Raw genomic sequence first — 12,778 nt, 5'->3', positions numbered from 1 at the left:
CGAAGGGGTGCGCCATGACCACGCACACGTACGGACCCGGCCCGATCAAGGGCTACGACATCGGCCCGATCCCGATGGAGGCCGCGTTCACGTCGGACTTCCCGCTGGCGGCGGGCATCGGCGCGGCGGACGTGCAGGACATCGTGGACAAGCAGGAGGTGGAGCGGCGCGTCATGGACGTACGGCCCGGCATGTACGCGAAGTACATGCCGAGCCGGATCGACGAGGCGGCGGGGCGGCACTACACGGGCGGCCGGTATCTGTTCGAGACGTGGGCCGACGTCGTCGAGTACGAGCGTTTCACCAGCCAGGAGCTGGAGTTCGAGCCCGGCGTGAAGTTCTGGAGCCGCCCGTTCTTCCTGGACGTGGAGCGGTTCGTGTGGCGGGTCGCGGGGGCGCACAACTTCAAGGCCCTGGACGCGCATCACGTGAGCCGGTTCGAGCGCTTCCGGTACGACGGCGACGGGGGCGACGGGGGTGCCGAGGCGGCCCTGGAGCGTGCTTGGGGGGCGCTCCGGGACGAGGCCGAGGCGCGCGGGCTCGCGGCCGTGTGGCTGTTGCACCAGCCGGAGCAGCGGCTCATCGGCCTGCACACGGTGGCGTCCCGCGCCACCCCGGCCGACCTGGAGGCCGCACCGTCCCTCGGCGCGCTGCTCCCCGGATCCCTCGCCCCCGAGCGGTACTTCGACCGGTCGAGCCGGATCCTCTCCCTCTGGCTGCCGAAGTCCCGCCTCGCGGGCGGCGCGCCCTCGGCGTACCCGTCGGCGCCGCTGCTTCCGCTGCCGTCGGTGGCGGCGCAGGAGGTCTGACCGCATCGCGGGGGCGGGCGTTGTCAGTGGGTCGAAGTAGCGTCCCCGCATGGCTGAAGACGCGTACCTGACCAAGACCCGGACCTCCTACGACGCCATCGCCGAGACCGTCGAGAAGGAGTGGCGAGGCGAGCTGGACAAATGGCCGCTGGCCCGGGCGATGTTCACGGCGTACGCCGAGCTGGTGCGGGACGCGGGCGGGGGCACGGTCGCCGACATCGGCTGCGGCACCGGTGAGGTGAGCGCCATCCTCAGCTCCCTGGGGCTGCGGATGCGGGGGATCGACCTGTCGCCGGGCATGCTGGAGCTGGCCCGCGCCAAGTATCCGCACCTGCCGTTCGAGGTGGGCTCGATGACGGCGCTCGACCTGCCGGACGGGGAGCTGGGCGGGGTGGTCGCGTGGTACTCGACGATCCACATCCCGCCGGCCGACCTGCCGAAGGTCTTCGCCGAGTTCCACCGGGTCCTCGCCCCCGGCGGCCAGCTCCTGCTCGGCTTCCAAGTCGGCGACGACATCCGCCACTTCGACGAGGCCTTCGGGCACTCCGTGGACCTGGACTTCCAGCGCCGACGGCCCGAGCAGGTCAACGAGCTGCTGCGCGAGGCCGGGTTCGCCCCGAACGGCTATCTGCTCCGGGAGCCGTACGAGGGAGAGCGCACGCAGCACGCGCACCTCCTGGCGGCGAAGCCGCGCGAGTAGGCCGCCCTGCCGGGGCCCCGCACCGGACCGCCCGGCCGGAGCCGCCCGGCCCGGGGCCTTTTTGCCGAACCGGCAACATCCCTCGGCCCCCGCCCCCGTCCCCGTACAGACTCGTGACGAGCCACCCCGCACATCCGGAGGAGCCATGACCGTGACCACGCCCGATGTGAAGCACCGCCTGCTGGAGCTGCCCGAGAGCCCCGGCATCCGTATCCACGCCGTGGAGCAGGGCAGCGGCCCGCTGGTCCTGCTGGTGCACGGCTTCCCCGAGACCTGGTACTCGTGGCGGCGCCAGCTCCCGGCCCTCGCGGCGGCCGGGTACCGGGCGGTGGCGATCGACGTGCGCGGGTACGGCCGCTCGTCGAAGCCGACGGAGACGGCGGCGTACGGGATGCTCGCGCACGTCGCCGACAACGTGGGCGTCGTCCGCGCACTCGGCGAGGAGACCGCGGTGATCGTCGGGCACGACTGGGGCTCGCCCATCGCCGCGAACTCCGCGCTGCTCCGCCCGGACGTCTTCCGGGCGGCGGCCCTGATGAGCGTGCCGTACGCGCCCCGGGGCGGCCCGCGCCCCACCGAGGCGTTCGCCGCGATCCCCGGCGACGAGGACTTCTACATCAGCCACTTCCAGGAGCCCGGCCGCGCGGAAGCCGAGATGGAGCCGGACGTGCGCGGCTGGATCGCGGGCTTCTACACCGCCCTGTCCGGCGACACGATGCCGCCGCCGGACGCGCCCAGCCTGCACTTCGTGCCCGAGGGCGGCCGGATGTCCGACCGCTTCCCGAAGGGCGGCACACTCCCGGAGTGGCTGTCCGAGGAGGAACTGGACGTGTACGCGGCCGAGTTCGAGCGGGGAGGCATGACCGGGCCGCTGGGCAGGTACCGCAACATGGACCGCGACTGGGCGGACCTGGCGGCGTGGGACGGGGCCGCCCTCACGCAGCCGTCCCTGTTCGTCGCGGGCGAGCTCGACCCGTCCCTCCAGTGGCTGTCCGCCGCCCTCGACGCGTACGACGTGACGCTCCCCGGCCTGGCCGCGTCCCACATCCTCAAGGGCTGCGGGCACTGGGTGCAGCAGGAGCGGGCCGAGGAGGTCAACGGGATCCTGGTGAGCTGGCTGCGGTCCGTGGTGTGACCCGGCCGCGCGCTACAGCCACACGCCGGTGAGGCAGGGATAGGCATCCGTCAGCTTCGTCGGCCCCTGCACCAGCTTCCCCGGGCTCACGATCACGAACTGGTCGCCCTTGAGGAGGAAGAAGTGCATGGCGTCGTCGAAGGGGGCGGAGGTGGCCGTGTCGAGGTCGTACAGGAACGCCTCGGGCGCGTGCGGCAGTTGGAAGTCCTCGACGTACTCGGGGTCGTCGAGCCTGGTGACCACGGTCCGGTCCTGGAGGAAGTACACGACGCGGTCGCCCTTGGGGTCGGCGGCCGTCGCGGCCTTGATCCGCTGCTCCTGGAGTTGCGGCGGAAGCAGCCTGACCTTGTCGTCCACGGTCCGCTCGGAGAACTCCCGGATGTCGTGGTCGAGCACCGCGGCGTGCGTGTAGGAGCTGCCCTTGCGGGTGTTGATGACGTCCGCGTCGACGGACGGGAACCCGTGCGGGAGCCGCGGGAACTGCTCGCTGGCCTTCTTCGGCCCGGATTCGACGCCGAGCCGGGGCGAGAAGCGGATGAACTCGTCGCCGCGGAAGCCGTCGAAGCGCAGATACGGGGCCCGCGGGTCCGGGACGGTCTTCGCCATCGTCTCGAAGACGCCGCCGCCGGCGTCCAGGATGCCCTTGACCGCCGAGGCGAGGACGTTCGCGGGCGTGGTGAAGGTGCCCGGTGAGACGATCCGCGCGGTCAGCGCGTCGAACGCCTTCGCCTCGCCGCGCGCGGGCACGCTCTCCAGGCGCCACGCCTGCGTGCCGCGCCCCTCCTCGGTGCTCGGCTCCGCCTGCTCCAGCTCGGCGCCCGCCTCCTGCCGCTCGCCGCGTACCGCGAGGTGCTTGCGGCTGTGCACGTTCACCCAGGAGTAGACGTCGTCGCTGATCCGCTCCGGCCGCCACAACTGCGTGAGCAGCAGGTCCTCCCGCGACTCCGGCGGGCACTGCTGCACCGCCGCGCCCGCGCGGCCCCGGTTCACCAGGATGTCCATCCGCAGCGTGCTGTGGATGTTCTGCAGCGTCCACGCGCCCTCGCGCGCGCTGTGCGGCTTCAGGTGCCAGAACTGCCGGTGCCGCTCCACCCCTTCGGCGTGCAGTGTCTCCAGTACGACCTTCGCGCCCTGCTTGGCGCCTCCTCCCGGCTGCACCCCCGCGTACAGTCCGCTCGCCTCGTTCTTGATGAGGTAGATGCCCTCGGACATTGCTGACTGACCTGCTTGTGCTGGCACGGTCGACCTCCCGGAACGTCGGGTCGGGCACGCACCCGGCGGTGCGCAGCGGTCAGCCTAGGACGCGGGCCGTGATCCCGATACGGCCCGGTTTCAGCCGCTATTTACCCCTCAACTACGGGGGCTCTCGCGCGCCGATAAGGGACTTCCTCTGGGAGCCCGCCGCCCACACCTGGACCCTTCACCGGTTGCGGCGGTTCCAGAAGTCGCGCCACCACTGGCCCCGGTCCTCGGGGGGCGGCAGGACGGCCTTGGCGACACGTGTGGCGCACACGGTGAGCACCAACAGGAGAACGAGGGGCCAGATCGCCCACCAAGGTGCGTCCAGCAGCAGATCGAGCAGAGACATCAGTGGCCTTCCCAGCCGGAGCCGGGGGCGCGTCGGCTACGCCGCTTGTGCCTCTCCCTGAGGGCACGCAGCCGAGACGCCCCATCGAGTCGTGATCGATGGGGAGTTCGGCCGTCCCGGCGCGCGGGGGATCGTGGGCGTGGTCAGGCGGACCACGCCGCACGGTGAGCGGTCGTGTCTTGGCACGGTGCCCACGAACTCGTAGTCGCCGGGGCCGAGCGCCTTCGCCAAGTCCTCGCGGATCAGGGCGATGAGGGCGCGCGCCGAGTCGGCCAGGCGGCGCGCCTCCTCGGCGAACACGGCCCCGTCCATCCCGCGGAACGGGTCACGGGCGCCGTGCAGCGACGGCGCCGTGGCCTGCGGCAGGAGCGTGTCCTGCTCCGCCGTCCGCGCGATCGTCCCGCGCAGCTCCCACTCGGCGTCGTCCGGCAGGTTGTCCAGGTACTCGTGGAAGCGGACGGTCGCGGACAGCAGTGAGACGAGGGAGCTGAGGCGGTGCTGGCCATTCAGTACGGGGAGGACGTCGTAGCGGTCCCAGAGGTCGTCCGCCAGCGTGTGCGCAGCCGTGATGACGACGTTCCGGGGCACGTGGCAGCCCGAGCCCCGGTCTGCTCCCTCGATCCTCACGCCGACAGCGTACGAGGCGGGCGTGGCGCCTACCAGTCGTTCCCGTAAAGCTCCGCCTTCCGTTGCCACCACGTCTTCATCTCGCTCTCCTCGACCGGCGTCGCCGCCCGCAGGTCGCTCACGCGGATCGTCGCCACGAAGTGGGTGAACCGGACGCGGCGGAACTCGCCGTCCTGCGCGAGCACCCTGCCGGGGCCGTAGATGTCCGTGCTCGCGTGCGCCACGTACGCGCCCTCCGTGTGCTGTTGCTGGTCCGTCTCCATCGGGCCGCCTCTCGCTCTGTGTGCTGTTTCGATCACACAGTGCGGTCGGCGGGGCTAGCCTCGCCAGTAGGCAGGGCTTGACAACTGTGCTGGCACGGGAGGGCGTTGCGATGGCCATCGAGGACAGTCCGGAGTCGCGACTGCGGTACGGGGAGGAGCTGCGTTCGCGGAGGGAGGGGGCGGGGCTGACCCAGGAGGAGTTGAGTGTGCGGGCGATCATGTCCCGTACGCATATCGCCCACATTGAGGCGGGGCGGCGGCGGCCGACGCTGGATGACGCGAGGCGTCTGGACGACGTCTTGGAGGCGGGGGGTGTGCTGGTTCGGTTCCTTCCGTCCCGGGGTGAGGGGCGAGCGGCGGAACGCTTCGCGGAGGCACTGGAGTTGGAGCAGCGGGCGACGATGATTCGCACCTACGCTCCTAGGCTCGTCCCCGGCCTCCTCCAGACGAAGGCGTACGCGCGCGAGATCTTCCGCGCATGGTTCCCCCCGATGTCCGCCGAGGAGAGTGATGCCCTGCTGGTCACGCGGCTCGCGCGGGCCAAGGTCTTCGACGACATCAAGTCGCCGGTGGTGTGGTACTTGCTGGACGAGGCCGTCCTTCGCAGGCCAGTCGGGAGCCCTGCGGTGATGTGCGCGCAGTTGCGTCACATCGCGGACCTGGGGGAGAGCGGACGTATCCGGGTGCACGTGTTGCCGTTCGCGGCTGGCCAGCACGTGTTGGATGGCTTCGTCTCCCTGATGTGGTTCAACGACCTCCCGCCTGTCGCGTACGTGGAAGGCGTGAGCACCGGCAAGGTGCTGGAGGATCCGACCGTGGTGCGCGGCTGCCAGGCTCTCTATGAGCACGCGTTGGGCGACGCGTTGTCGCACCTTAGGTCGCTTGCGCTGATCAGGTCGGTGGCGGACGATTACGAACATGCAGAGCAATCGTGAGCTGGATGCCTGGCGCAAGTCCACGTACAGCAGCGGTGACGGTGCCGACTGCCTCGAAGTGAACGACGCCCACCGCCAGGCAGGCGTCCCCGTCCGCGACAGCAAGAACCCCCACGGCCCCGCCGTCCTCTTCGGCGCCCCCGCCTGGCAGGCGTTCGTCGCCTCCCTCTGAACCGGGGGCGCCGACGCCTCAGCGCCGCAGTCTCCTCCTGGCCCAGAGGGACCCGATCACGACGCCGAGTACAGCCATGTAAGCCGTGAGGGGGCCGTCCTTCGCGATGAACCCCGGCAGAGTCACCAGCGCGACGATGAGAATCCACCCACAGCCGACAGTCGTGAGATCGGCCGAGTCCGGACGGCGTCGCTCCTGCCTGCGCACCCGGCTCCCTCCCGCGGTATCGCTTCCACGGCTCAACAGCCGTTCGCTTGACTCATCCGCACGTTAGCAGGGCACCCTCAGGCGCAGTGGATGACCTTGGTGGCCGAGTGCACGTTGTGCGCGCCCCAGTATCCGTTGCCGTTGCGCAGTGTCGCGTTGCCTATGTCTGCGCGGTACACCCAATTGCTCACGGTCAGCTTGCTGCACGTCCAACCAAGGGTCACGGGGAAGTTCTTGCCCTGCTCGTTGGTGTAGCCCTTGATGCTCTTGCTCTTCCAGAGGCCGAGCCCGTGGTACTGCCGCAGGCTGGCGGTGAAGTTTCCCTTGCCCTTCTGGTCGCAGTTCATGGAGGCATCAGCCGCGATGTGCTTGGCACCGCCGTGTGTGTACGGCTTCGTGAGGTACAGCCAGCACTTGGGCTTGGCGCGCAGGGCCTTGGCCGAGGCAGCGGTTATGCGTCCGGGCTGTTGGGCATCGACGGTGGTCGCCCACTCTGTGAGCTTCTCCACGGCGAACGGGGTGGCTCCATCAGCAGCCGGCGCCTCCCATGCCGTCAGCTGGCCGGTCTTGGAAAGCGTGGCCACCGTGGTTCCATCGCTGCCCTTGGCGGTCATGACCTGGGTTCCGTTGGGGAGTGTCGTGCGATGCGTCTCGTCCCCTTCGGATGCGATGACGGACTCCGGCACATCTCCCGTGACCGTCACCCGGGTGACGACGAGCGGATGGGCGTAGTCCTTGTCGCCCAGGCTGAAGCGCAGCGTCTGGCCGACCCCTTCGTAGCTCTCCTTGGCCGGTGCCTGAAACAGTTCGAGCCCCGAAGTGTTCATGAGCAGATCGGCGAACGCCTGCACCTCGCTGCCCGTGGCTGGCGTTGCCTCGTCCTGCGGAAGCATGGACTGGGGATCCACCCCGCCCTCTTCGCTGTAGGTCGTTGCGTCGACGATCTGCGGGACATCCTTCGAATCCGCGTAGCTGGTGGACATGGTGCCCACGACCAGAGCGGCGGCAGCGAGCGTTACGAGCGACGTACGGCGTGCGGTACGCACGAGCACAGGATCCTCCTCCGTGAGAGTTGATCAAGGTCCCCTTGCGGGGACGCAGGCCCGCAGTCCTGGGCGAATGACCAGAACCGGGATCTTCCGCACGAGACCGTAGGTCAGGCTTCCGCTGGTCAGGCGAGTGGCGAGACCAGATGGCTGAAATCGCCCAAGCTGGTCTCAACTGACGCACGACCGAATATCCGTACCAATTCGTCAAGTTGGGAGGCGAGTGTGGCTGCCTGCGCTGCTTCGACTTCACAAGCGGACTGTCCTATTTCGAACAGTTGACTCTGGGTGCACCCGCCCCTCCCGCGCTCAGCTCAACGCCGTCCGGGTCCCCCTCAGGGCACCAGCACCACCCTCCCGAACACCCTCCCCTCGTCCATCGCCCGATGGGCCTCCGCCGCCCCGCCCAGCGGCAGCACCTCATGTACGACCGCGCGCAGCTCCCCGCGCGCCGCCTCGGCGAACTGGGACGCGCGCACCGCCTGCTTGGCGGCAATCGGCACGGTGTCCAGGCTCAACGTGGCGTACGAGAGCGAGCTGCGGAACGCGGCCAGCAGGCGGGCGCCGAAGTCGGCCGGGGGTGGACCGGCGACCAGGCCGACGGCCAGGAACCGGCCGTTGGGGTTCAACCTGTCCAGGAACAGGGGGACTTGGGCGCCGCCTACGATGTCGATCACCACGTCGTAGGCGGTCGGTGCGTCGGGCGCTCCCTCGCCCGCCCGGTCCAGGACATGCGTCGCCCCCAGCTCGCGCAGCCGCACACCCCGCTCCGGCGATGACGTGGTGACCGCCACCGCGCTCGCGCCACCCCGGGCCGCGAGTTGCACGGCGGTGACCCCGATGCTGCCCGCCGCACCGCGTACGAGGACCGACTCGCCGGGTGCGAACCTCGCGCGGTCCAGGGCGAAGTGGGCCACCGCGCCGGAGCTGCCGAGGGTGACCGCGTCGGCGGGGCTCAGGCCTTCGGGCAGGACGACCACCTCGGCGACGTCGGCGACAGCCTCCTCGGCGTAACCGCCGGACAAGCCGGTGAACGCCCACACACGGCGCCCCAGCCAGGAGGCGTCCACGCCCTCTCCGACGGCGGTCACGCGGCCCGCGACCTCGCTGCCCAGGACATGGCCCGCGGCGAAGCCTAGGTCGCCGAGCGTCCGCCGACGGATCACCGCGTCCACGCCGCCCACGCCGATCGCCTCCGTGGTGATCCGGACCTGGCCCGGCGCCGGATCCGGCACGGGCAGGTCGACCACCTCCAGGCCGTCGGACGTCCCGAACTCCTTGATCACGACAGCTTTCATCCCAGCTCCTCAGGGTCGGTGTCACCGCCCTCGGAACGTAACGGGCGGCCCCGTCCGTTCAGCTGAAGTGAGAAGCCACGCCGACCGTTTGACTCGCTCCGACGCCCGGGACAACCGGGCCCGCATCCTCGACGCCGCCCGCGCCGTGTTCAGCGAGGTCGGCCTCGCCGCGCCCATGCGCGAGATCGCCCGGCAGGCGGAGGTCGGCCCCGCCACGCTCTACCGGCACTTCCCGACCAAGCGGGACCTGATCGCGGAGACCTACGCCGAGCAGCGGCGCGCCTGCCGCGCCATCGTCCGGGACGCCCTCGCGGACCCCGACCCGTGGCGCGGGTTCCAGCGCCTGATCGAGAACATCCTCGAACTGCACGCCCGCAGCCGGGGGTTCGCCGACGCCTTCATGGCGGCCTTCCCGGAGGGCGACGACTTCGCCGCGGAACGGGAGCGAGCCCTCCTCGCCGTCGCCGACCTGGCCCACCGCGCCCAGAGATCAGGACACCTTCGGTCCGGGTTCCTCGTCGACGACCTGATGCTGATGCTCATGGCCCACCGAGGCATCCAGGACGCCCCGCCCGAGACCCGCCTCACGGCCTCCCGCCGCTTCGCCGCGTACATGATCGAGGCCTTCCGTGCCCGCCCCGAGACACGCGCCCCGGCGCCGCCCTAGCCGATCGTCAGGTTCGTGAACTGGATCGTGACGCTCTGGGCGTCGCCGGTCTGGGCGTTGTCGACCTTGATGACCCTGGGCTCTTCCAGGGTGTACTGCTTCGTCTGGTTGCCCGCGTAGTCCAACATGCTGAGGGCCGCCGTCCCGGGCTGGGTCTTGCCGTCGATCAGGTCGGTGAACTGCTGGGACCGGGTGGCGCCGCGGACCACGGTCACCGTGCCCGGATTCCGCTGGCCGGGCATGAGCCTGTTGGAGGGGGTCTGCTCCGTGGGCTGGTCCAGCGCCAGTTCGTCGACTCCGGCGAGGCCCTCGGTGCCGCCGTCGACGCTCAACTGGATCGTGTGGGTGGCCAGGGAGTCGCCCGGCTGGAGGCCTTCGGCCAGGGAGGTCAGATTCGAGTTGCCCTTCGTGCCCTTCGCCCCCTTCGCGTCTTTGCCGGACGAGTCGGCACGCGGCTCGGCCTTCTGGGACGAACTGGAGCGCGACGCGTCGCTGTCGGAGGAATCGGAGCCGCACGCGGTCAGCAGCCCCAGGGACAGGAGGGCGGCGGCGGCCACCCCGGCCATGCGGCGGCGCGAGCTGGCGGTGGAACGCATCATGGGGAGACTCCCTGGTCAACGGCTCTGTGTGCTGGACGACTTGAGTCTGTGAGCCGACCGGTCCCAGCCGCCACAAAGAGCCGGAAGGACGGGAAGCTGGAACGCGCTGTCCCCCGCTGACCAGGTGAAACGAAGCACGGATGGAACGCTGGGCTGGGACGCCCCTAGCGGTCCAAGTACGCGAGGACCGCGAGCACCCGCCGGTTCGCCGACTCCGTCGGCGGCAGTTGCAGCTTCATGAAGATGTTGCTGACGTGCTTGGCCACGGCCTTCTCCGTCACGAAGAGCGCCTCCGCGATGCCCGCGTTCGACAGGCCCTGCGCCAGGCACTCAAGGACCTCGCGCTCGCGCGGCGTGAGGGAGTTCAGGGGTTCGTCCCGGGACTTGCCGGTGACGAGCTTGGACACCACCTCGGGGTCCATCGCCGTGCCGCCGCCCGCGACCCGCTCGATCGTCGCGATGAACTCGGCGCCGTTGGAGACGCGCTCCTTGAGGATGTAGCCGACGCCCTCGGAGCCGGTGGCCAGCAACTCGTGGGCGTACAGCGGCTCCACGTACTGCGAGAGCAGCAGCACGGGCAGCCCCGGCACCTCCGTCCGCGCCGAGACCGCCGCGCGCAGCCCCTCGTCGCTGAACGTCGGCGGGAGGCGGACGTCGACCACGGCGACGTCGGGGCGCAGCGACGTCAGGGCCTCGTGGAGGAGGGGGCCGTTGTCGACGGCCGCCAGGACCTCGTGGCCGAAGGCCTGGAGGAGGCGGGTGACCCCGTCCCTCAGAAGGAAGTGGTCTTCGGCGAGGACAACTCGCACGGCAGCTCCATCGTCATCTGGGTCGGGCCGCCCGGCGGGCTGCTCACGGCGAGTACGCCGTCGAAGTGGGCGAGGCGCCGCTCGACTCCGCGAAGGCCGGTCCCCGCGGACACGTCCGCGCCGCCCTGCCCGTCGTCCACGACCGACGCCCGCAGTGCCCCGGCCTCGTACCGCAGGTCGATCCAGCAGCGCTCGGCGCCGGAGTGCTTGGCCGCGTTGGTGAGGATCTCCGACATCGCGAAGTACATCGCCGACTCCACGGGCGGTTCGGGACGGGACGGGAGGTCGATGACGACCTCGGTCCGCAGCGGGCTGATCATCGCGAGGGAGCGTACGGCATCGCCGAGACCCCGGTCCGCGAGGATCGGCGGATGGATGCCCTTGACCAGGTCACGGAGTTCCTTCAGGGCCTCCGTGGAGGACTGGCGGGCCTCGACGAGCAGGTCGCGGACGCCGTCCGGGTTGGTCTCCAGGAGGTGCTCGGCCGCGTTCAGGGTCATGCCCATCGCCACGAGGCGTGCCTGCGCGCCGTCGTGCAGGTCCCGCTCGATGCGGCGGATCTCGGACATCTGGCTGTCCACGGCGTCGGACCGCGTCGACTTCAGGTGCTCCACGCGGGCGGCCAGCAGCTCGGCCTCGCTGGGCGCGAGCAGCAGGTTCAGGTAGCGGGCGTGCAGGCGCAGGGAGAGCGGGGCCGCCCAGAACACGGACAGGGGCAGGAGCGCGGTGCCGAGCACGCCCGCGAGGGCCGCCGTCGCCGGGTCGCCGACCGGGATGAACAGGAACCACAGGCTGTCCCACTCGGCGGGCAGCTCCGTGCCCATCGCCGCCGTCCAGATGCCCCACACGCCGGTGAGGGCGAGAGCCAGCGGACCGAAGGCGAGCGCGCCGCCGACGAAAGCATGCACGTGCACCCAGCGCCAGTCCCGGTGCACCTGGTTGCCCTTGTCGAGCAGCTGGGAGCGCAGCGCCTTCGCCCGCTCCGCGCCGGACGCCGGCAGCTCCGGGTACACCGCGGGGATGTCGACGCCCGACCAGCGCGCCGCGTACGCCCGCTGCCGGTCCGCGAGGGCCCGCACCCTGCGCACCGTGCCGGGCAGGAGCTTCAGGCCCACCGGGCCGCGCAGCGTCGACCACACGACGCCGATCCACAGCGACAGGCACATCGCGCGGTGGGCCTGGAACCACAGGGTCAAGGAGCGGCGGAAGGCCTTGAGGCCGCCCGCGGCCCTGAAGCCGCCCGGGGCCGCGTCGGTGTTCTGTCGTGTGCTCTTCATGTACGCATTATCGAAAGCGGCGTGGCCGGAAGGCAGTGGTAAAAACTCCCCTCTTCGGCCACGACTTCTGGGCCGCCGCTTCCCGGGCCCGCTTACGGCTCCGCCCGTCAGTCGCCGAGCACCTCGCGCAGCCAGGCCCGCTCGGCCCGGCTCGTCGCCCGCGCGATCGTGAGCATGCCCCTGCGGTACGGGTCCTCGGTGTCCTCGGCCGCCAGCGGCCGGTCCCCGTCGTCGGAGTCGTGGAAGAAGCTCGCGGGCTCCTCCAGGAACGCGAGGCGGCGGCGCAGCACCGCGTGCTGGTCGGTGACGTCCGGGAGCCGGGACAGGAACGCCAGGACCGTGAAGAAGCGACTGCCGTCCGTGATGTCCAGGTCGGCCGGTTCCCGCAGGCGGCGTACGAGGTCGGCGCGGCCCTCGTCGGTGAGGCTCAGGGTGTGCCGCCGGGCCGCCGAGGCGCCCGGTTCGGTGCGGCGGTCGAGGAGGCCCGCCGTGACCAGGCGGTTGATCGCCGGGTAGAGGCTGCCGTCGCTGACCGGGCGGGTGTGGCCCGACAAGTGGGCGATCCGGCGCCGCAGTTCATAGCCGTGCAGCGGGCCGTCGGCGAGGAAACCCAGGATCGCGAGTTCGAGCATGGTGCTAGTCTCGC

The 12,778-nt window shown here is 70.8% G+C and carries 16 protein-coding genes; 6 read left to right on the top strand and 10 right to left on the bottom strand.

Annotation, left to right across the window (positions count from 1 at the left end):
* Positions 1 to 14 precede the first annotated feature (14 nt).
* The 3 genes from ACFVHO_RS12720 to ACFVHO_RS12710 all read left to right on the top strand — a co-directional run bounded on the left by ACFVHO_RS12720 (position 15) and on the right by ACFVHO_RS12710 (position 2,644).
* Positions 15 to 809 (top strand): hypothetical protein, encoded by a 795-nt coding sequence (locus ACFVHO_RS12720; RefSeq protein ID WP_385712880.1) that lies wholly within the window; start codon positions 15 to 17, stop codon positions 807 to 809.
* A gap of 49 nt (positions 810 to 858) precedes the next feature.
* A complete protein-coding gene (locus ACFVHO_RS12715; RefSeq protein ID WP_385712879.1) occupies positions 859 to 1,509 on the top strand; it encodes a class I SAM-dependent DNA methyltransferase in 651 nt (216 codons plus the stop codon).
* Between the two features lie 145 nt (positions 1,510 to 1,654).
* Positions 1,655 to 2,644, top strand: coding sequence for an alpha/beta fold hydrolase (locus ACFVHO_RS12710; RefSeq protein WP_385712877.1), 990 nt, complete (start codon positions 1,655 to 1,657; stop codon positions 2,642 to 2,644).
* A 12-nt stretch (positions 2,645 to 2,656) separates the two neighbouring features.
* Here ACFVHO_RS12710 and ACFVHO_RS12705 read toward each other — a convergent pair whose 3' ends face one another.
* The 4 genes from ACFVHO_RS12705 to ACFVHO_RS12690 all read right to left on the bottom strand — a co-directional run bounded on the left by ACFVHO_RS12705 (position 2,657) and on the right by ACFVHO_RS12690 (position 5,122).
* A complete protein-coding gene (locus tag ACFVHO_RS12705; RefSeq protein ID WP_385712875.1) occupies positions 2,657 to 3,856 on the bottom strand; it encodes an RICIN domain-containing protein in 1,200 nt (399 codons plus the stop codon).
* Positions 3,857 to 4,064: 208 nt separating this feature from the next.
* On the bottom strand, positions 4,065 to 4,232 hold the full coding sequence (locus tag ACFVHO_RS12700; protein WP_385712873.1) for a hypothetical protein: 168 nt from the start codon (positions 4,230 to 4,232) through the stop codon (positions 4,065 to 4,067).
* A 36-nt stretch (positions 4,233 to 4,268) separates the two neighbouring features.
* Positions 4,269 to 4,859 (bottom strand): hypothetical protein, encoded by a 591-nt coding sequence (locus ACFVHO_RS12695; RefSeq protein WP_385712872.1) that lies wholly within the window; start codon positions 4,857 to 4,859, stop codon positions 4,269 to 4,271.
* Between the two features lie 29 nt (positions 4,860 to 4,888).
* Entirely contained in the window at positions 4,889 to 5,122 is a 234-nt protein-coding gene (locus ACFVHO_RS12690) for a hypothetical protein (protein ID WP_385712870.1), read from the bottom strand.
* Between the two features lie 110 nt (positions 5,123 to 5,232).
* On the opposite strand from ACFVHO_RS12690, the gene ACFVHO_RS12685 reads away from it, so the two are divergent.
* Both ACFVHO_RS12685 and ACFVHO_RS12680 read left to right on the top strand, forming a co-directional pair.
* Positions 5,233 to 6,057 carry a Scr1 family TA system antitoxin-like transcriptional regulator gene (locus ACFVHO_RS12685; RefSeq protein WP_385712868.1) on the top strand — a complete coding sequence of 275 codons (825 nt, stop codon included), beginning with the start codon at positions 5,233 to 5,235 and terminating at the stop codon, positions 6,055 to 6,057.
* A complete protein-coding gene (locus ACFVHO_RS12680; RefSeq protein ID WP_385712866.1) occupies positions 6,041 to 6,229 on the top strand; it encodes a DUF397 domain-containing protein in 189 nt (62 codons plus the stop codon). Before ACFVHO_RS12685 ends, ACFVHO_RS12680 begins: the two co-directional genes overlap by 17 nt.
* Positions 6,230 to 6,513: 284 nt before the next feature.
* On the opposite strand, the gene ACFVHO_RS12675 is transcribed toward ACFVHO_RS12680, so the two are convergent.
* Together ACFVHO_RS12675 and ACFVHO_RS12670 are read right to left on the bottom strand one after the other, a co-directional pair.
* Positions 6,514 to 7,488, bottom strand: a complete 975-nt coding sequence (locus tag ACFVHO_RS12675) for a hypothetical protein (RefSeq protein WP_385712865.1) — start codon at positions 7,486 to 7,488, stop codon at positions 6,514 to 6,516.
* Between the two features lie 329 nt (positions 7,489 to 7,817).
* Positions 7,818 to 8,780 (bottom strand): zinc-binding dehydrogenase, encoded by a 963-nt coding sequence (locus ACFVHO_RS12670; protein WP_385712864.1) that lies wholly within the window; start codon positions 8,778 to 8,780, stop codon positions 7,818 to 7,820.
* 88 nt (positions 8,781 to 8,868) lie between these two features.
* Here ACFVHO_RS12670 and ACFVHO_RS12665 point away from each other — a divergent pair, with 88 nt between their 5' ends.
* Positions 8,869 to 9,447, top strand: a complete 579-nt coding sequence (locus ACFVHO_RS12665) for a TetR/AcrR family transcriptional regulator (protein ID WP_385712862.1) — start codon at positions 8,869 to 8,871, stop codon at positions 9,445 to 9,447.
* On the opposite strand, the gene ACFVHO_RS12660 is transcribed toward ACFVHO_RS12665, so the two are convergent.
* From ACFVHO_RS12660 to ACFVHO_RS12645, 4 genes are all read right to left on the bottom strand, one after another.
* On the bottom strand, positions 9,444 to 10,046 hold the full coding sequence (locus ACFVHO_RS12660; RefSeq protein ID WP_385712860.1) for a hypothetical protein: 603 nt from the start codon (positions 10,044 to 10,046) through the stop codon (positions 9,444 to 9,446). The two genes, ACFVHO_RS12665 and ACFVHO_RS12660, sit on opposite strands and share 4 nt — an antisense overlap.
* A 164-nt stretch (positions 10,047 to 10,210) precedes the next feature.
* Positions 10,211 to 10,855, bottom strand: coding sequence for a LuxR C-terminal-related transcriptional regulator (locus ACFVHO_RS12655; RefSeq protein ID WP_385712859.1), 645 nt, complete (start codon positions 10,853 to 10,855; stop codon positions 10,211 to 10,213).
* Positions 10,819 to 12,132, bottom strand: coding sequence for a sensor histidine kinase (locus ACFVHO_RS12650; RefSeq protein ID WP_385712858.1), 1,314 nt, complete (start codon positions 12,130 to 12,132; stop codon positions 10,819 to 10,821). Before ACFVHO_RS12650 ends, ACFVHO_RS12655 begins: the two co-directional genes overlap by 37 nt.
* A 107-nt stretch (positions 12,133 to 12,239) precedes the next feature.
* On the bottom strand, positions 12,240 to 12,764 hold the full coding sequence (locus ACFVHO_RS12645) for a PadR family transcriptional regulator (protein ID WP_385712857.1): 525 nt from the start codon (positions 12,762 to 12,764) through the stop codon (positions 12,240 to 12,242).
* Between the last annotated feature and the right edge of the window lie 14 nt (positions 12,765 to 12,778).

The organism is Streptomyces sp. NPDC127108 (assembly GCF_042677545.1).
In the GTDB taxonomy this organism is placed as follows: Bacteria; Actinomycetota; Actinomycetes; order Streptomycetales; family Streptomycetaceae; genus Streptomyces.
Note: the sequence above shows the minus strand (reverse complement) of the source record. Positions and strands in the feature narration are given on the sequence as shown.